We start from the raw sequence: 16936 nt of genomic DNA, 5'->3' as shown, positions 1-16936 counted from the left end.
GCCGGAACGCTAGCCGGCATTCCGGCCAGTTCCTGTCCTGATAGCGGCGCCGCAGACCCCGACCAGTTCGCCGCCGATCTCGGCCATGCTCAACGAGAGGTCGAACTGCGCCGGGGTCGCCGGGCACGGCCGAGGTGCTGCCGTGCCGAGCGGGGTGCTCAGCACGCCGGCCGAACGGACCGGCGGATCAGCCGGACGGGTGGCGACGAGCCGCTTTCCGGCGCCCGTGGCGACGGGCGTAGCAGAGTCGAGCACGGGGAGCCGTCGACGGCATCACCCGGACGACCCTGCCGAAGGGAAGCGACAGCATGGCCAAGACATGGCTGATCACCGGAAGTTCCCGGGGTCTGGGCCGGGCGCTCAGCCAGGAGGTGCTGGACCGGGGCGACAACCTGCTCGCCACCGCCCGGCAGCCCGACCAGCTCGCCGACTTCGTCACCCGGTACGGCGACCAGGTGCGGCCGTACGCCCTCGACGTCACCGACCCGGCCGCCGCGCGGGCGGCGGTGCAGGCCGCCGTGGAGACCTTCGGCGGCCTGGACGTGGTGGCCAACAACGCCGGCTACGCCAACAGCGCGCCGATCGAGGAGACGCCGGAGGAGGACTTCCGGGCGCAGGTCGAGACCAACCTGTTCGGGGTCGTCAACGTCACCCGGGCGGCCCTGCCGATCCTGCGGGGCCAACGCTCCGGGCACTTCCTCCAGTTCTCCTCGATCGGTGGACGGGTCGGCGGCACGCCGGGGCTGGGCGCGTACCAGACCGCGAAGTTCGCCGTGGAGGGCTTCTCCGAGGTGCTGTACAACGAGGTCAAGCCGTTCGGCATCCGGGTCACCATCATCGAGCCCGGCGCCTTCCGGACCGACTGGGGCGGCGCGTCGATGCGGATGGCCGAGGTGGGTGAGGACTACCAGCAGACCGTCGGACGGCTGCACGCGCTGCGCCGCGACATGGACGGCCAGCAGGCCGGTGACCCGGAGCGGGCCGCCCGGGTGATCGCCGATCTCGTCGGGCTCGCCGTACCGCCGCTACGGCTGCTGCTCGGCTCCGACGCGCTGCGCCTCGCCGAGGAGTCGGCGCAGTTCCGCTCCCGGGAGGCGACCGCCTGGGCCGACGTCAGCCGGAGTACCGACTACGACAGCAGCACCGACTTCGCGAAGACGCCGGTCGCGGCGATGCTCGCACCGCGCAGCCCGAACTGACCGCCGAGGGACGCCGCCGGACCCGGAGAAACTGACGCCGACGGATGGCTTGCCATCCACAGGGGACGTACGCTCGGGCGACGCAAGTTCCACGACGAGCCCGCCGGGCTCGGGGACGGGCCCACCATCCGCCTCCCGGGTCCGGCGCGGGCCGTCGACCCCTTCGACGGCGGAAGGTCAGGAATGAGAACCAGACGCACCATCGCCGTGGCTGCCGCCACGGCGGTGCTCACCGTGCTGTCGCTGTCGCTGGCACCGGCGAGCCAGGCCGCGAACGCGCGCTATCCGCACCTCAACCCCGGTGGCCAGCCACGGCTGACCGAGCGGGTACCGGTCAACGTGGTGTTCCTCGGCTACGAGCCGAACCAGGTGTCGCGGTCGGCCTACCAGGCCGAGCTGCCGCGCGGTTACGAACCGGTGGTCCGGTCCCGGCTCCTCTACGACGTCCGGGAGAAGCTGGGCCTGCACTACACGTACGACTACCGGATCAGCTACGCCGACCGGCGGTACGAGGACCGGTTCTTCGGCGAACTCACCCGGCTGTCCCGGCCCGCCCCGCTGACCACGCTCCAGGCGGAGTACAACGCGCAGCAGCGCAACGTCCTCGACATCACCGCGAACCACCAGATCGACGCGCCGAGCGTCGAGCGGTGGCTGGCGACGAACCCGCCGGCCGGGGTGGACACCCGGCGGAACACGGTCTTCTTCATCAACTGGTACGGGCGGTCCGACTTCCGGTTCCACGTCTACACCAAGACCAACGAGCCGGACCCGGACACCGGATACAACTTCGGCGTCGAGCGGGACAGCCGCAAGATCATCGCCTGGGGCGGCACCACCGCGCGGGACGAGGAGGACGGGCTCGGCTCCACCCACCGGATCTGGTTCCACGACCTGTCGGCCGGCCCGGAGTCCTGGACCTCCAACTGGAACGTGGACGAGCCGGACCTCGACGGCAACGGCGTCGAGGACTACCGGATGCCGCCGACCTGGGAATACACCGCCGGTGGCTACCGGGCGCCGGGCAAGCTCGCCGGTGATCTCGGCCTGATCACCCGGTACGTCGCACTGAACCTGCTCTTCACCAGCTCGCCGCTCTATCCGGCGGAGCTGCCCACGGCCGAGCCCCCGCGCTCGATCAACCTGGACAGCAACGTCTACGAGGGCTGGCCGGGCGTGGACGCCTCGAAGAACTACGTCAAGCCGGACCTGCTCCTTTCCGAACTGCGCGAACTGCGCTGGCGCAACAAGCTCGACTACGACAGCCAGGACCTGCCGTTGCGCGGTGAGGCCGAGCGCTGCTACCGGCTGGCGGTGGAGGAGGGCGTCTCCTGCTATCCGGAGACCGGCTTCCCCGGCTTCGCCAACTTCTACCTCCAGAACCGCAAGGAGCTGGCCCGTACCCAGGACGACCAGGGCCGGGTCGACTACGAGCTGCCGATGTTCAGCTACGCGGTACCGGAGGGCACCATCACCCCGGCCCTCGGCTTCGCCGACGACAACTACGTCGACGGCACCCAGACGTACGTCTTCGGGTTCATCTCCCCGGAGATCGTCGCGGCCGGGTACGGGCTGACCACGACGCTGATCCACGAGGTGGGTCACCACATCGGGATGAGCCACCCGCACGACGGCTACGACAGCGCGTCCGGAGTGGACTACGTGCCGGCCGACGAGTTCTACTTCGTGGGCGCCGGTGACCAGACCAACTCGATGATGAGCTACATCGACCTGAACTGGGACTTCAGCCAGTTCGACCACGACAACAGCGACCGGTTCCTGACGGCCGCGTACAACGAGGCGGCCAACCGGCTCGCCGCGGACGTGCTCGACTCGTCCCGGTCGTACCGGGCCCGCGACGAGTTGGCGGCGGCGGACCGGCTGCTCGGCCGGGCCAAGGCGGCCCTGGCCGGCCACCGGTACGCCGCCGCGCACGCCTACGCCGACCAGGCGTACGCCGAGGTGGTCGACGGCGCCCGCCAGGCGGGTGTGCCGACCGATCGGGTCGCCGGGCAGATGAGGGCGGAGGCGGAGGCCGCCCGGACCAGTGTCGAGGCGGACCACCCGCACGAGTTCATCGACAGTCTCGACCCGGAGGGGCCGCGCAGCCAGCCCTGACGGCGCACAGGGTGACGGCGGGCGGGCACACCCCGCCCGCCGTCCACCGACGCCCCGGCCGCCCGCCCGGTCCACGAAACCGAGTCGAGATGGCGGCCCGGATCGAGCAGGATGGCGGGGTGAGCAGGCGGCTGAGGGCGATCGCCCAGGAGACGGTGGCGGTGCTGGACCGGGGGTCCTACCAGACCGAGCAGGGCGTTCAGGTGGCCATCGGCGACGAGGTGGCCCGGGCGGTGGCGGGCACCCGGCTGCACCTGCCCGACGAGCCCCTGCCCGCGCCGCAGCCGCTGGCCGACCCGCTCACCGTCGAGGTGACCGACGAATCCAGCCTGGCGGCGTGCCGCCGGCTCGACGGGGACCGTGCCTGCCTGGTCTTCGCCTCGGCCCGCAACCCCGGCGGCGGCTTTCTCAACGGCGCCCAGGCCCAGGAGGAGAGCATCGCCCGCGCCTCGGCGCTCTACCCGTGTCTCCGGGCCGCCTGGGACTTCTACCTCGCACACCGGGCCGACCCTGACCTCGGCTACAGCGACCGGGTCGTCTACTCGCCGGCCGTACCCGTGTTCCGGGACGACCACGGCACCCCGCTGGCGGCGCCGTACCCGGTCTCGTTCCTGACCTCGGCTGCACCCAACCTCTCCGCGATGCGGCGCAACCAGCCCGGCCGGGTCACGGACGTCCCGGCGATGCTGCGCCGGCGGGCCGCCCGGGTGCTGGCGGTCGCGGCCGGGTACGGGCACCGGCAGCTCGTCCTCGGCGCCTGGGGCTGCGGCGTCTTCGGCAACGACCCGGCGACCGTGGCGACGGCCTTCGCCGAGGCGCTCCGGGAGAGTCCGTGGTTCGAGCGGGTGGTATTCGCCGTGCTGGACCGGGAGCGTGGCACGCCGACCCTCGCGGCGTTCCAGAAGGTCTTCCGGTGACCGGTGTCGGTGAGTCCACCTGGACGAGTGGTTCCGAATGGATCAGTGGTCGTAGGCGATCAGTGACCGGGTGACGGGGCGCCGGTCTTGTTGTTGTGCCAGATCGGGGCGGCCATGGCCGGCAGGCGTTGGGCGACTCGGACCGGGACGCCGGCGAGGGTCCGTCCGCCGTGTTCTTCCAGGTCGAGTTGGCCGTTGAGGCTGTCCTTGACCGGCCAGACGGCGCGCTAATACCGGCAAATATCCCGATCCTGATCTGGGTCAGCCCCGGCGACTTCGATCTGGACCGGCTGCGCGCCGAATAGCGACGGCGATCACTCCGCCTCGGGGCCCGCGAGTTCTATCCGGCGGCGCGGGCTATCCGGACCACGTAGTCGTACGTCCCGGCGTTCTCGACCCCTTCCAAGATCCATGCTGTCTCACCTACGGTGAATTGCTCGCCCTCACGCAAGGTCAACGTCTGCTCGACGCCGTTGCGCGGCACGACCACCAGGTCCACCCGCACCGGCTCACCGTCCAGCGCCGGGTTGCTGAGAAAGTGCACCGCGACGCGACCGACGCCGAGGTTGCACACGCGACCGTGCCGGAGTACGGCTGACTCAATCATCTTCGCTCCTACTCCAAAGTCGTGTAAACGTCGCGCACGTTGTCCAGAAACTCGCGCATCGTCATCGGCGTCGGGTGCTTGAAGCCCCATGGATTACGCATCTTTACAATTCCATTCTCTACCGACGTTACCTCATAGGCGTGGCCACCGACGAGGTCGTGCGGGAGACGACCAACGCCCGGCGGTGGTGACGGGACGCCGATGATCACCGGCTTCTGATTGTCGAGACACGCTCGTAGTTCGGCGGCAGCGGCGGCTTCATTGCCCGGGGTCTTATTCAACGATCGAACCACCGCCGGCTGGCCGGTGAGCTGGGTCAGCAGTTCCGCCCGATTCCCTGCGTTGGTTCCTTCGTCGAGGCGCTCATATCCGCGCGCCGGCGAACTCTGAGCCGCCCGCCGCGCATTCCACGTTTGATCCACCCCCGCCATCGCCTTCTCCATAATGGAGGCCCAGGCGACGCCAGTCTCAGTCTGATCGGCATATGCCGACAGGGTCTGGTCGCTCGAGTAGACCGGAACGTCCGGCGTAACCGTCAGCTCCAGCGTCTGTCCCGTGGGCACGGTGCGATCCGGCGCGAGGAACACGGCCTTGTGCAATGTCACCGTGTACGTCCCGTCAGGATTCTGCTGGATCGCCGACGTGATGTCGCTGGGCCGATGCCCGGCTACCCCGCCGATCGTTGCCAGCGTTCCGCAGTCACCAAGGTCGCCCTGGACTACCTGATCGCGGGTTACTGGGCCGTCGAAAAGGGGTGGCTGCTTGCCTGATACCGCGCCGAGCGGCTGACCGAACTGCACCGGACGCTGCCCCGGATCGGGCTGCGGCAGGTCTGGCTTGTCGATGTGCGCGTCCGGGCTCCGGTCGAGATCCCCTTCGGGTTGGGACTGCGAGAGCTCTGGTGCAGACGGGGCAAGCTGGCCCGCGGCCGGCGTCGTGCGGGGCGGGCGCTCCGGTTGGTTGGGCTGTGCCACCGGGTCGAACTCTTTCGCGCCCTTCTGCGCCACGTCGGTGCGCGGTGGTGCGCTCTCCGCTGTTTCGGCGGTCAGTGTCTGGGCGACGGCCTGGGTGGCTGGCGCGTGCGGTGTTTCCGGCGGGTGGACCGGAACGCCCGCGATGGCGTTGAGGAGTTGCGGAAGGAACACGGCGAGCACGGCGGGACCGACAACGGCGGCGCCGGCCATCACAGCGGCCGCGGCGATGCCAATCGCGGGAAGCTTCCCATAGCAGCCGGTCAGGCCGTCCGCCATCCCGCCGCAGTCGATGGGTACACCGTCGGCCAGCACGTCGAGAAGCACAGCCGCCCCCGGTTCCGGATATCGATATTGACCTGACATACATGTGCATCAGTCGTCATCGGACTGGGCTAGGGTAACCCACCGGAGTGAGGGGAAAGATGTTATGTCAGACCGACCTGAGCCAGCGGAGGCCGACCCGCCAGTCCGCGTGATGACGATCCTCGGCCTGGTCGCGGCCGTCGTCCTCATCGCGGCGACCGTCGTCCTCGCCGTATGCTGGCCGACCGCGCCGCAACGCTCCTCTCACCTGCCGATCCGGTTCTACGCATACGACCCGGCGAACGGCCGCCTCTCGCAGGTCTCACGGACGGTATTCCAGAAAGGTCAGATTCCGGTTGCCACGGTGGAAGGGAATGCGGTCGACACCGGTCCCCGGAAAGCCGTGCGAGCCACCTGGTACGACGCGCTCGGCCACCAGACCAACAGCGTCGACCTGCCGGATCTCGGCAAGCTCCGCAGCGGTCCGGTGCCGTTGAGCACCACCTCCGCGGTGCCCCCCGGCGACTACCAGTTCGTGCTGGCCACCGTCGAGGACGACCGGGTGGTCGAGGTGCTCGCCTGGGTGCATGTGGAGATCGAGCGATGACCGCAGTTGGTCCGCGGCCGTCGGTGCCCCCGGCAGCGGCCGGGCCGGCCGGCCCGGCCGCTTCAGCCGAGCCCGCCGCGCAGCCAGCCGAGCCCGCCGCGCAGCCAGCCGAGCCCCCCGCGCAGCCAGCCGAGCCCCCCGCGCCGGCCCATGGGGACGCGCCACCTTCACCCTCGGTGCACGCGCGGCCGACCGCCACCTCGCTGCTGTCCGCACCGCACGCGCCCGCCCAACCCACACCGCCCGCGCCGCCGTCGACGCCGCAGGATCCGACGGCGTACCGGCTCGACCGCCTCGGAGCCGCCGTCGCGATCGGCGGGGGCCTGCTGGCGCTCATCGCCGCCGCAGCACTCATCGCCGTCGTCCGGGACGACGACAACTCGCTCCGAACCCTCGGCGCGATCAACCTCGTGGTGATCGGCATCGCCCTGCTCGCCGCGGGCGGCGTCGCGGTCGCCGTCGCCATCGTCTTCGCGTCAAGCAGCTCCCGGCGTACCCGCTTCCTGGCGTGCGTGCTCGGCAGCGGGGTGGTGTTCGGCGTGCCCGCGATCCTCATGGTCCTCACCGTTGTCCTGGAGATCGGGATCGCCTGGCGGGGCGCGTTGCTGAGCATTCCCACGACCTTCTTTGGACTGTGGACGTTCCGTCGCTTGCAGCGCAACCGAAAGCCACCGTGGTGGCTGGTCCTCGTCGCCTTCGCCTGGGGACTCTTCGTTGCCTCGTACTTCACCCAGATGGTCGAGGTCATGCTGCACATCGCTATCACGGCGGAGGTGCTGCCCGGCCCCGCGACGATCATCGGCCACTCGGCAGCCGCCGCAATCCCGGAGGAACTCGTCAAGGGCGCCGGCGTCGCCGCGATCGTGCTGCTCGCCTGGCGGCGGATCGACGGCATGCTCGGCGGTATCGTCGTCGGCGCCTGCGTCGGCCTCGGATTCCAGTTCGCCGAGTCGGTGCTCTACATGGCACAGGGCTTCGACACCGTCCTCTACCAGCACTGGTACCGGCAGGTCACCGGGCTGCTGGTCAGCCACGCCACGTACACGGGGATCATCGGCGCCGGCGTGGGACTGGCCACGCAGCTCACCGGCTGGCGACGGCGGGCCATCTGCGTCGCTAGCGGCTTCGCCTTCGCCGTCGCCGTCCACCTGGTCTGGGACATCTGCGCGATGGGCCACTTCTACTGGGAGTCGGACCATCCGACGCTCCAACTGTTCGTCGTGCAGCCGGTGAATCTGATCGTCCTCAAGGGCCCGGCCTTCGCCGTCCTGCTCTTCCTCGTCATCATGGCGCTACGCCAAGAAACCCGGTCGCTGCACCGGCAACTGCTGGCCGAAGCGGCCAACCCGCTGGGCACCATCACTTCGGCCGAAGTCTCCGTGCTGGTGGACGCCCCGCGTCGGTTCCGGATGCGGCTGGATGCCCTACTGTGGACAAGCCCTGCGGCGTACACGCGGATGAGACGCCTACACGCCGCACAGCTGGACCTGGCGTTCGCCCGATGGCGCCGCGAGCGAGGCGACCTACAGCCCCCGTCGGTCGAAGAGACGCTGCGGCAACAGATCCACCGACTCAAGTCGGGTACGCCCTGATCCCGCACCGCCCGGCGTCGCAGCCGGCGAGCATCACATCCCAGCCATCAGCGGGGATCGGGTTCCTGCTCGTCGACTATGGACGCCATTCCCGCAATGCCCTACCGAGGGCGAGAACGGACGACGCCGTTTCGGCGCCGAGGTTCCTCAGACGATCCGGGCGCACAGCTTGCCACCGCGGAAGTTGTCCCAGGAACGGGAGTTTCTTGGGCAGTCGCCGTTGGTGAGCGCGGTGACCTGGAGTATGTAGTCGAAATCCCTGGGGACGGTGCCCTTGCCGCATTGCCACGAGGTCATCAGGCCGTGGCGGCTGATGGCGACGCGTTTCGCATCCTCTTCGCTTACCTCGGCCAGGAAGCATTCGCCTACGCGGAGTTGACGCTCCAAGCAAAGGTAGATCGCATCCCCTCCGGCGGAGTATTTCCACCACGTTTCCGCGTCCAGGGCGTCGGAGTTGCAGTCACTGGCGCTGTCCTCCACGCTGGTCACCCGCAGGTAGGCGTCCGTGCGGTCGCAGTCGACGGCGTTCGGCACGTCCTCGCTCCACTCGCTGGCGTCGTACGGATCCATGTATGCGTCCAGACAGTCGCCGGCCGAGATGCCCTCGAACGCTTCGCGGGTGGGATCCGGGGTCGGCGTGGGGCGAGTGGTTGTCCTCGATGGTGACGCCTCTATTGGCGCGGCCGAGTAGGGGAAAGTGCGCGCCTCGGGAGTACCCGCGCGACTGGAGATTGTCACGGCGCCCACCACGACCAGGCATCCTCCGCAGAGGCACAGCATCAGCACCGAGGCGATCACGCCGACGATGATTGCGGTTTTGCGCTTCGGTGTCGGTGGTGCCTCGACCTCAGCGTCCTGCGGAACCTCATCAGAAGGCTCAGGCGCAGCCGGCCGGGGTGGCAGTGTCATTCGGCGATTGTGTCAAAGATCGCCGGTCACTGTCATCGGCGTCGGGTGCGGCATCCAGGCTTCATCGGCCAGTCGGGTCATCAGCCAGGTCCCCACTACCTGCGGGTCGCGGCGACCGGTGGCGGCCGGCACCGACGTACGCGGGACCCTGATCAGGGTCAGCCCGGGAAGTTCGATGTGGACCACCGGCGCGCCGAATAGTGACCGGGATCGCTCCGGTCGAATGGGTGGCCCGATCACGATCTGGTAAGGACATGGACAGCGGCGTCGAGGCAACAGCTGCTCAGCGACGTCAGGATGGTCGACGTTTCCGACGTCTTCCAGGCGGAGGGGCACCTCGGCAACGGCTACGACTGGACGGCGGTGGCCAGGTCGGTGGTGCGCAGCGACGCCCCCGAGCTTGCCGACCGGCTGGGCTACGACCCCGAGGCGGGCACCTTCGTCGCCTACGGCACCGACCCGGAGGCCCTGCGGCGGCTGGGCGGGCTGCTCCAGGCCGCCTTCCACGACCGGGCGAAGCTGGCCACGCTGATCCGGGCGGCCGACCTCGACTGGTTCGACTGAGCCGTCCCGTCGGTCGGCGCCCGCTACTCCCGCGCCCGCTACTCCCGCGTCTGCTACTCCCGTGCGCCGTCCGGCCGGTCGCCGAAGGTGGTCAGGTCCCGGTTCTCCAACACCCGCCGGGGATAGCCGCGTTCGGCGACGCCGAGCATCGCCAGCCCGATCTGCTCGGTGGTGGTGACGGCACGCGGAAACGCCCGCCGCAGTGCCGGCGCGAGCGGCGCGATCAGCGCGTAGAGGACCCGGTACGACCGGGTCTTCGACCGGATGCCGTGCAGCGGCTGGATGAAGCCGGGCCGGAAGGCGTACCCGTTCGGCAGCAGTCGGAGCAGTTCGTTCTCGGTCCGGCCCTTGACCCGGGCCCACATGGTGCGGCCCCGCTCGGTGCTGTCGGCGCCCTGCCCGGAGACGTAGACGAAGGTCAGCCCGGGGCTGGCGTCGGCCAGTACCCGGGCGGCGGCCATCGTGACGTCGTAGGTGACCCGGGTGTAGTCGGCCTCGCTCATCCGGAACGAGGAGACCCCGAGGCAGAAGAAGCAGGCGTCGGCCCCGGCGAATTCCTCCGCCGCACCGGTGAAGTCGAGGAAGTCGGTCCAGACCAGCTCACGCAGCTTCGGGTCCCGCTGGCCGGTCGGGGTGCGGACGACCGCGAGCACGCTGCCGACCCGGGGGTCGCGCAGACACTCGCGGAGCACGCCCTGTCCCACCATGCCGGTCGCGCCGAACAGGATGACCTTCATGCCGTGCCTCTCCGGGCCGAATGCCGCGCCGGGCCGCCGAGCGCCGCCCGCACACCGAGGGTACGACCCGCCGCGCTTGATATCCTGGCCGGCGTACCGCACCGGTGGCGGGTTCTCCCAGTTCGCGTCGTGTCCACGCGTGGAGGTCCGCATGTCGTCGATTTCGGTACGCCGGTTCGCCCGCTCCGACCGGGAACAGGTCACCGCCCTGGTCAACGCGCACATCGGTGCCGTACTCCCCAACATTTCCGTGTCGGTGCAGGGGTTGCTCAGCCAACTCGAACGGGAGCCCGGCGAGTTCGTCGTCGACCCGTGGGTGGCCGAGCGGGTGGCCCTGGTCGCCGAGCAGCGCGGCCGGATAGTGGCGGCGGCACTGCTGCTGCGCTATCGGCGCGACGAGGACGTGGCGGAGCGGTACCGGGGTGCCGGTGAGATCCGCTGGCTGGTCTGCTGGCCGGAGGCGCCGTACTGGCCGGACGCGGCGGAGGCCGGTGACCTGCTCGCCGCCGCCTGCCTCGCCCAGTTCGCCCGCTGGAACGCCAACCCCCGGTACGCCGACGGCGCCCTGCCCGCCCCCGGCGTGTACGGCGTACCCGAGCAGTGGCCGCACGTCGCCGCGATCTACCGGCGGGCCGGGTTCCGCGCCGAGGGGCGTACCGAAGTCGTGCTGGTGGCCGACGTCGCCGACCTGCTGCGGCCCGGCCCGCCGCCCCTGCCCGGACTGGCCCCGGTCCGGACCGTCGGCGGCAACGGCACCCGGATCTCGGCGGTACGGGACGAGGCCGTGCTCGGCTTCGTCGAGGTGGACACCAACCTGGACACCGGGACCCGGATGTCCCGGCTCGGCGGCTGGGCGGACGTCGGGGAGCTGTGGGTCGCCGAGTCGCACCGGCGGCAGGGAATCGGCGGTTGGCTGCTCGGCCAGGCCGCCGTCTGGCTCCGGCTGGGCGAGGTGACCCGGCTGCTCGACTACGCCGACGCCGACCAGGCCGACTACCTGGCCTTCCTCGCCGCCACCGGATTCAGCACGGTGACCCGGACGGTCCGCGAACTCGTCGGCTGACGTCGGGGCGGCACCAGGCTGTCCGGCATCGCTGTCCGGCACCAGGCTGTCCGGCATCGCTGTCCGGCACCAGGCTGTCCGGCATCGCTGTCCGGCGGCGGGGTTATCCGGTGCCGCGGTCCGGCGGCGGGTTATCCGGCGGGCGCCGGTGCCGGGGCGGCCCAGTCGGGTTTGACCGCCATCATCTGGGCGGTCTTGCCCGGGTCGGTCTCGACCAGGTCGCCCAGCGTCTCGTCGATCCGGCGCATCAGCGCGTCGTCGAGGCGTACCCCGGCCGCCGCCGCGTTCTCGGTGACCTGCTCCGGCCGGGACGCCCCGATCAGCGCGGTGCTGACGGCGGGCCGCCGCAGCGTCCAGGCGATCGCGAGCTGCGCCATCGAGAGGCCGGCCTCGTCGGCGAGCGGGCGCAGTTCCTGGACCTGCTGGAGCAGCCGGTCACCGAGTACCCGCCGGATGAATGTCGGCGCCCGGCCGCCGCTGGCCGCCCGGGAACCCTCCGGCGGCGCCTGGCCGGGCCGGTACTTGCCGGTCAGCACCCCCTGGGCGAGCGGCTGGAAGGCGATCTGGCCGATCCCCTCCGCTTCGCACAGCGGCACCACCTCGGGCTCGATCACCCGCCAGAGCATGTTGTACTGCGGCTGGTTGGCGACGATCCGGTTGCGCAGCCCGAGCTGGCCGGCGACGTCCAGCGCGGCCCGGATCTGCGCCGCCGTCCACTCCGAGACGCCGACGTAGAGCACCTTGCCCTGCCGGACCAGTTCCTCGAAGGCGAGCAGCGTCTCGGGCAGCGGCGTCCGGTCGTCGAAGCGGTGCGCCTGGTAGAGATCCACGTAGTCGGTGCCGAGCCGGCGCAGCGAGGCGTGGCAGGACTCCCGCACGTGCTTGCGGGACAGGCCCCGGTCGTTGGGGCCGTCGCCGACCGGCAGGCAGACCTTGGTGGCGATCTCCACCGACTCCCGGCGTACTCCGCGCAGCGCCTCGCCGAGCAGTTCCTCGGCGGCGCCCCGGGCGTAGACGTCGGCGGTGTCGAAGGTGGTGATCCCGGCGTCCAGTGCGGCCCGTACGCAGCCCAGCGCCGCCTCCCTCGCCACCAGCTCGCCGTGGGTGAGCCAGTTCCCGTAGGTGATTTCGCTGACCAGCAGGCCGCTGCGGCCGAGGTGACGGTGCTCCATGGCGGCCCAGCCTAGCCAGAGCGGCCGGTACTCCGCCGGCCGAGGCGGCTCGCGGCCAGCACCAGCAGCGCGACCGTGAACATCGCGGTGCCGACCACGTTGACCTGGGGCGGGATGCCACGTTGACTGGCTCCCCAGACGTACATCGGGAAGGTGACGGTGGTGCCGGAGTTGAAGTTGGTGACCACGAAGTCGTCGAAGGAGAGCGAGAAGGCGAGCAGTGCGGCGGCCACGATGCCGGGCAGCACCAGCGGCAGGGTGACCCGGCGGAACGCCTGCCACTCGCTGGCGTACAGGTCCATCGCCGCCTCCTCCAGCCGGCTGTCCATCCCGGACAGCCGGGCCCGGACGGTGACCACCACGAACGAGACGCAGAACATCACGTGCGCGATCACCACGGTCCAGAAGCCCTGCGGTATGCCGGCGGCGACCAGCAGGGCGAGCAGCGAGGTGCCGAGCACCACCTCCGGGGTGGCGACCGGGGCCAGCACCAGCAGGTTGACCACGGCCCGCCCGCGGAACCGGTGCCGGACCAGCGCGAACGCCATCAGCGTGCCGAGCACGGTGGAGACCGCCGTGGCCACGAACCCGATCTGTACGCTGCGCAGCACCGCCGCGCACATCCCCGGGCCGGCGCACGGGTCCCGCCAGTTGTCGAGGGTGAACTCGGCGAAGTCGTACGACAGCCGGCTGGAGGGCTGGTTGAACGACAGCCCGGCCACCACCGCGACCGGCAGCAGCAGATAGCCGAGCACCAGCGCGGCGACCGCCAACACCCAGTGGTCGGCGACGAACCGCCCGAACCTGCCCCCCACCGCTATCCCACCTCCGCAGGCCCGGCCCGGCGCAGCCAGCCGACCACCAACGCCAGGATCGCCACCATCAGCAGCACCGACAGGGCGGCGCCCTGCGGATAGTCCAGCCGGACCAGGAAGGCCGCGTCGATGACGTTGCCGATCATGTATTCGTTGGGGGTGCCGAGCAGTTCGGCGCTGATGTAGTCGCCGGTGGCCGGGATAAAGGTGAGCAGCGTGCCGGCCACCACCCCGGGCATCGACAGCGGCAGGGTGACCCGCCGGAACACCTGGGCGGGCCGGGCGTACAGGTCGCCGGCCGCCTCCAGCAACCGGGGGTCGAGCCGCTGGAGGCTGGCGTAGAGCGGCAGCACCATGAACGGCAGGTAGCAGTAGGTCAGGCTGGTCACCACCGCGACCGGGGTGGCGAGCAGCCGGCCGTCCGGGGCGAGCAGATGCAGGTCGCGCAGCAGGCCGACCACGGCGCCGCCGTCGGCGAGGATGGTCTTCCAGGCCAGCGTCCGGACCAGGAAGCTGGTGAACATCGGCGCCACCACGCAGACCAGCAGCAGGTGCTGCCAGCGGCCGGCACGCAGCGCGATCACGTAGCCGAGCGGATAGCCGAGCAGCAGCGCCAGCAGGGTCGCCAGTCCGGCGTACCCGAAGGAGCGGCCGAGCTGCCCGCCGTACGCCGCCAGCGCGTCCGGGTAGTTGTGAAACGACCAGGTCATCGCGTACCCGGAGGTCAGCGAGCCGGTCGGGTCGTAGAGGCTGGTCGCGGCGAGCTGCACCGCCGGGACCAGGAAGAAGAGCACCAGCCAGAGCAGCCCGGGCAGCACCAGGAGGTACGGCACCGCCCGGCCGCGCCGGCTCACTCCCGCCCCGCCGGCACCGGCGCCGGCCGGTCGGACGTGCCGGCGTCGGGGGCCGAGGTGTCCCCGCCGTCGAGCAGGAAGGCGTGCCGGGGATTCCAGTGCGCGACCACCGGGGTACCGACCGGGATCCGGGCTGCCTCCCCGTCGGCGGCGGCGAAGACCGACAGCTCGACCCCGGCACCGGTCCGCACCGAGTACTCGGTGCCGACCCCGAGGTAGCCGACGTCGCCGACCGTCCCGTCCAGCCACTGGTGCCCGGCCGGCACCTGCTCCGGGGTGCCGGCCAGCCGCACCTTCTCCGGCCGTACCCCGAGCAGTGCCGCGCCGGAGTCGACCCTGGCCCGGGCCGACGGCACCGAGAAGCGCCGCCCGTACGCCTCGATCAGCAGGTCGTCGCCGCCGCGCCCGGTCACCGTGCCGGCGAGCAGGTTGGACCGGCCCAGGAAGGTGGCCACGAAGGCGGTGGCCGGGAACTCGTACAGCTCGGCCGGGGCGCCGAGCTGCTCGACCCGGCCGGCGTTCATCACCGCCACCGTGTCGGCGAGGGTCATCGCCTCCTCCTGGTCGTGCGTGACGTGCACGAAGGTGCCGTCGACCTCGGCACGCAGCCGCCGCAGCTCACCCTGCATCCGGCGGCGCAGCGCCAGGTCGAGCGCGCCGAGCGGCTCGTCCAGCAGCAGTACCCGGGGCCGGTTGACCAGGGCCCGGGCCAGGGCCACCCGCTGCTGCTGCCCGCCGGAGAGCTGCTCCGGCCGGTGCCGCTCGTACCCGTCGAGCTGCACCAGCGACAGCATCCGGCGCACCTGCCCGGCCACGTCTCGCACCCGCCGGCGCCGCAGTCCGAACGCGACATTCCCGAAGACGTCCAGGTGCGGAAAGAGCGCGTAGCTCTGGAAGACCGTGTTCACCGGCCGCCGGTACGGCCGCAGCCGGGTGATCTCCGCGTCGCCGAGCAGGATCCGGCCGCCGGTCGGCTCGGTCAGCCCGGCCACCATCCGCAGCGTGGTGGTCTTGCCGCAGCCGGAGGGCCCGAGCAGGGCGAAGTACGCGCCGGTCGGCACGGTCAGGTCCAGCCGGTCCACGGCGGTGACATCGCCGAACCGCTTGCTGAGACCGACCAGCCGCAGCGCCCCGGACGGCTCCTCGACCACCATCGGCGTCAACCTCCGATGACCTGTTGGAACTTCGACTCGTACTCGCGTTCCCGGGTCTCGTCCAGGGACATGAACACCTTCGACCGGGCCTGGAGCGCGGCGTCCGGGAAGATCAGCGGATTGGTCGCCAGTTCCGGGTCGATCTTCTCCATCTCGGCCTGTGCACCCTGCACCGGGCAGATGTAGTTCACGTACGCGGCGAGCTGGGCCGCCACCGCCGGCTCGTAGTAGTAGTCCATCAGCGCCTCGGCGTTGGCCCGGTGGGTCGCCCGGTTCGGCACCAGCATGTTGTCGGAGTAGAGCATCACCCCCGAGTCGGGGGCGACGAAGCGTACCCGGGCGTCCTCGGCGGCGAGCTGGATCACGTCGCCGGACCAGGCGACGCAGGCGGCGACGTCGCCCCTGGCCAGTTCGGCCGCGTAGTCGTTGCCGGTGAACCGGCGGATCTGTCCACTCTGGACAGCCCGGCGCAGCTTCTCCAGCGCCTCGTCGAACTGCACCGGGGTGAAGTTCGCCGGATCGTGCCCGTCGGCGGCCAACAGCAGCCCCATGGTGTCCCGCATCTCGGCCAGCGCGGTCACCCGGCCCTTCAGGTCCGGCCGGGTGAGCAGCTCGTCGACGGTACGCACCTCGCCGGTGACCCGGCCGTTGTAGGCCAGCCCGGCCAGCCCGGACTGCCACGGGATGGCGAGCACGTTGTCGGGGTCGTAGGAGCGGCCGCGCAGCGAGGTCAGCAGGTTGCGGCCCACGTTGGGCAGCCGGCCCGCGTCGAGCCGCTGCACCCAGCCGAGGTTGATCACCCGGGCCGCCATCCAGTCGCTGAGCACGATGATGTCCCGGCCGATCGGCTGGCAGGCGGCGAGCTGGTTACGGATCTTGCCGAAGTACTCGTTGTTGTCGTTGATGTCCTCGGTGTAGCTGACCTGGATCCCGGACCGCCGCTGGAACGCCTCCAGGGTCGGCCGCCTCGACTCGTCGTCCTCCGCCACGTCCAGATATTGCGGCCAGTTGGAGAAGACCAGCGTCTTCTCGGTGCCGGAGAGGTCCTCGCTGGCGCAGCTCGCCTCGGTCTGCCGGGCCCCTCGGGTGCCGCAGCCGGCCAGCCCGGTCGTCGCCAGCAGCGCCGCCGAGCCGGCCACGCCGCGCAGCAGCGTCCGCCGGGGCAGCCGCGGCGACAGGGGATGCGGGCGATCACGCATGTGCGGCTCCTCCGGGTTCGTGTGCCGAGGGGCGGGGGCCTACGGGTCGACCCGCTGGCCGAAGGCGTCGCGGGAGATCCATTCAGACGCAGATCCTGACATGCGCCCGTACGACGCCTCACGCGGGTGTGCGCTGGTATATACGATCCCGC

Annotated in this window: 17 protein-coding genes and 1 pseudogene; 8 read left to right on the top strand and 10 right to left on the bottom strand. The window is 70.8% G+C overall.

Annotation, left to right across the window (positions count from 1 at the left end):
- Positions 1-308 precede the first annotated feature (308 nt).
- The 3 genes from ACQEVC_RS15360 to ACQEVC_RS15350 all read left to right on the top strand — a co-directional run bounded on the left by ACQEVC_RS15360 (position 309) and on the right by ACQEVC_RS15350 (position 4234).
- Complete coding sequence (locus ACQEVC_RS15360) at positions 309-1199, top strand: oxidoreductase (RefSeq protein WP_432877610.1); 891 nt, start codon at positions 309-311, stop codon at positions 1197-1199.
- Between the two features lie 183 nt (positions 1200-1382).
- Positions 1383-3317: a hypothetical protein gene (locus tag ACQEVC_RS15355; RefSeq protein WP_432877608.1), complete on the top strand. Its 1935-nt coding sequence runs from the start codon at positions 1383-1385 to the stop codon at positions 3315-3317.
- Between the two features lie 119 nt (positions 3318-3436).
- Positions 3437-4234 (top strand): TIGR02452 family protein, encoded by a 798-nt coding sequence (locus tag ACQEVC_RS15350; protein WP_432877606.1) that lies wholly within the window; start codon positions 3437-3439, stop codon positions 4232-4234.
- Positions 4235-4276: 42 nt separating this feature from the next.
- Here ACQEVC_RS15350 and ACQEVC_RS15345 read toward each other — a convergent pair.
- Positions 4277-4446: pseudogene (locus ACQEVC_RS15345) on the bottom strand (IS982 family transposase); the annotation flags it as partial.
- On the opposite strand from ACQEVC_RS15345, the gene ACQEVC_RS15340 reads away from it, so the two are divergent.
- Positions 4405-4539 carry a hypothetical protein gene (locus ACQEVC_RS15340; RefSeq protein WP_432877604.1) on the top strand — a complete coding sequence of 45 codons (135 nt, stop codon included), beginning with the start codon at positions 4405-4407 and terminating at the stop codon, positions 4537-4539. The pseudogene ACQEVC_RS15345 and the gene ACQEVC_RS15340 overlap by 42 nt on opposite strands.
- 35 nt (positions 4540-4574) lie before the next feature.
- On the opposite strand, the gene ACQEVC_RS15335 is transcribed toward ACQEVC_RS15340, so the two are convergent.
- Both ACQEVC_RS15335 and ACQEVC_RS15330 read right to left on the bottom strand, forming a co-directional pair.
- On the bottom strand, positions 4575-4841 hold the full coding sequence (locus ACQEVC_RS15335; RefSeq protein WP_432877601.1) for a DUF6406 domain-containing protein: 267 nt from the start codon (positions 4839-4841) through the stop codon (positions 4575-4577).
- Between the two features lie 8 nt (positions 4842-4849).
- The gene (locus tag ACQEVC_RS15330) at positions 4850-6139 is read right to left on the bottom strand and encodes a C2 family cysteine protease (RefSeq protein WP_432877598.1); all 1290 of its coding nucleotides are present in this window, start codon (positions 6137-6139) and stop codon (positions 4850-4852) included.
- A gap of 151 nt (positions 6140-6290) precedes the next feature.
- Here ACQEVC_RS15330 and ACQEVC_RS15325 point away from each other — a divergent pair, with 151 nt between their 5' ends.
- The gene (locus ACQEVC_RS15325; protein WP_432877596.1) at positions 6291-6725 is read left to right on the top strand and encodes a hypothetical protein; all 435 of its coding nucleotides are present in this window, start codon (positions 6291-6293) and stop codon (positions 6723-6725) included.
- Between the two features lie 176 nt (positions 6726-6901).
- Positions 6902-8317, top strand: coding sequence for a PrsW family intramembrane metalloprotease (locus ACQEVC_RS15320; RefSeq protein ID WP_432877593.1), 1416 nt, complete (start codon positions 6902-6904; stop codon positions 8315-8317).
- Positions 8318-8464: 147 nt separating this feature from the next.
- Here the strand turns inward: ACQEVC_RS15320 and ACQEVC_RS15315 are convergent, their stop codons facing one another.
- A complete protein-coding gene (locus tag ACQEVC_RS15315; RefSeq protein ID WP_432877591.1) occupies positions 8465-9226 on the bottom strand; it encodes an LppU/SCO3897 family protein in 762 nt (253 codons plus the stop codon).
- A gap of 243 nt (positions 9227-9469) precedes the next feature.
- On the opposite strand from ACQEVC_RS15315, the gene ACQEVC_RS15310 reads away from it, so the two are divergent.
- On the top strand, positions 9470-9790 hold the full coding sequence (locus ACQEVC_RS15310; RefSeq protein ID WP_432891416.1) for an immunity 51 family protein: 321 nt from the start codon (positions 9470-9472) through the stop codon (positions 9788-9790).
- 53 nt (positions 9791-9843) lie between these two features.
- Here the strand turns inward: ACQEVC_RS15310 and ACQEVC_RS15305 are convergent, their stop codons facing one another.
- On the bottom strand, positions 9844-10527 hold the full coding sequence (locus ACQEVC_RS15305) for an epimerase (RefSeq protein WP_432877588.1): 684 nt from the start codon (positions 10525-10527) through the stop codon (positions 9844-9846).
- Between the two features lie 151 nt (positions 10528-10678).
- On the opposite strand from ACQEVC_RS15305, the gene ACQEVC_RS15300 reads away from it, so the two are divergent.
- A complete protein-coding gene (locus ACQEVC_RS15300) occupies positions 10679-11590 on the top strand; it encodes a GNAT family N-acetyltransferase (protein WP_432877586.1) in 912 nt (303 codons plus the stop codon).
- Between the two features lie 131 nt (positions 11591-11721).
- Here the strand turns inward: ACQEVC_RS15300 and ACQEVC_RS15295 are convergent, their stop codons facing one another.
- The 5 genes from ACQEVC_RS15295 to ACQEVC_RS15275 are packed head-to-tail and all read right to left on the bottom strand — an operon-like array spanning position 11722 to position 16784.
- Positions 11722-12762 (bottom strand): aldo/keto reductase family protein, encoded by a 1041-nt coding sequence (locus ACQEVC_RS15295; RefSeq protein ID WP_432877583.1) that lies wholly within the window; start codon positions 12760-12762, stop codon positions 11722-11724.
- Positions 12763-12773: 11 nt separating this feature from the next.
- The gene (locus ACQEVC_RS15290; protein WP_432877580.1) at positions 12774-13577 is read right to left on the bottom strand and encodes an ABC transporter permease; all 804 of its coding nucleotides are present in this window, start codon (positions 13575-13577) and stop codon (positions 12774-12776) included.
- 2 nt (positions 13578-13579) lie between these two features.
- Entirely contained in the window at positions 13580-14431 is an 852-nt protein-coding gene (locus ACQEVC_RS15285) for an ABC transporter permease (protein WP_432877578.1), read from the bottom strand.
- Entirely contained in the window at positions 14428-15585 is a 1158-nt protein-coding gene (locus ACQEVC_RS15280; RefSeq protein ID WP_432877575.1) for an ABC transporter ATP-binding protein, read from the bottom strand. The genes ACQEVC_RS15285 and ACQEVC_RS15280 overlap by 4 nt, the downstream gene beginning before the upstream one ends.
- A gap of 5 nt (positions 15586-15590) precedes the next feature.
- Positions 15591-16784 carry an ABC transporter substrate-binding protein gene (locus tag ACQEVC_RS15275; protein ID WP_432877572.1) on the bottom strand — a complete coding sequence of 398 codons (1194 nt, stop codon included), beginning with the start codon at positions 16782-16784 and terminating at the stop codon, positions 15591-15593.
- Positions 16785-16936 lie beyond the last annotated feature (152 nt).

The sequence above is a fragment of the Plantactinospora sp. CA-294935 genome, from assembly GCF_050936445.1.
In the GTDB taxonomy this organism is placed as follows: Bacteria; Actinomycetota; Actinomycetes; order Mycobacteriales; family Micromonosporaceae; genus Plantactinospora.
This window is presented reverse-complemented; position numbering and strand designations above follow the sequence as displayed.

What these genes read in the sequence shown, in the direction of transcription:
- ACQEVC_RS15355 (WP_432877608.1), top strand. Translation starts at nt 1,383, where the DNA reads ATGAGAACCAGACGCACCATCGCCGTGGCTGCCGCCACGGCGGTGCTC.
- ACQEVC_RS15280 (WP_432877575.1), bottom strand. Translation starts at nt 15,585, where the DNA reads ATGGTGGTCGAGGAGCCGTCCGGGGCGCTGCGGCTGGTCGGTCTCAGC.
- ACQEVC_RS15305 (WP_432877588.1), bottom strand. Translation starts at nt 10,527, where the DNA reads ATGAAGGTCATCCTGTTCGGCGCGACCGGCATGGTGGGACAGGGCGTG.
- ACQEVC_RS15315 (WP_432877591.1), bottom strand. Translation starts at nt 9,226, where the DNA reads ATGACACTGCCACCCCGGCCGGCTGCGCCTGAGCCTTCTGATGAGGTT.
- ACQEVC_RS15275 (WP_432877572.1), bottom strand. Translation starts at nt 16,784, where the DNA reads ATGCGTGATCGCCCGCATCCCCTGTCGCCGCGGCTGCCCCGGCGGACG.
- ACQEVC_RS15300 (WP_432877586.1), top strand. Translation starts at nt 10,679, where the DNA reads ATGTCGTCGATTTCGGTACGCCGGTTCGCCCGCTCCGACCGGGAACAG.
- ACQEVC_RS15325 (WP_432877596.1), top strand. Translation starts at nt 6,291, where the DNA reads ATGACGATCCTCGGCCTGGTCGCGGCCGTCGTCCTCATCGCGGCGACC.
- ACQEVC_RS15360 (WP_432877610.1), top strand. Translation starts at nt 309, where the DNA reads ATGGCCAAGACATGGCTGATCACCGGAAGTTCCCGGGGTCTGGGCCGG.
- ACQEVC_RS15335 (WP_432877601.1), bottom strand. Translation starts at nt 4,841, where the DNA reads ATGATTGAGTCAGCCGTACTCCGGCACGGTCGCGTGTGCAACCTCGGC.
- ACQEVC_RS15295 (WP_432877583.1), bottom strand. Translation starts at nt 12,762, where the DNA reads ATGGAGCACCGTCACCTCGGCCGCAGCGGCCTGCTGGTCAGCGAAATC.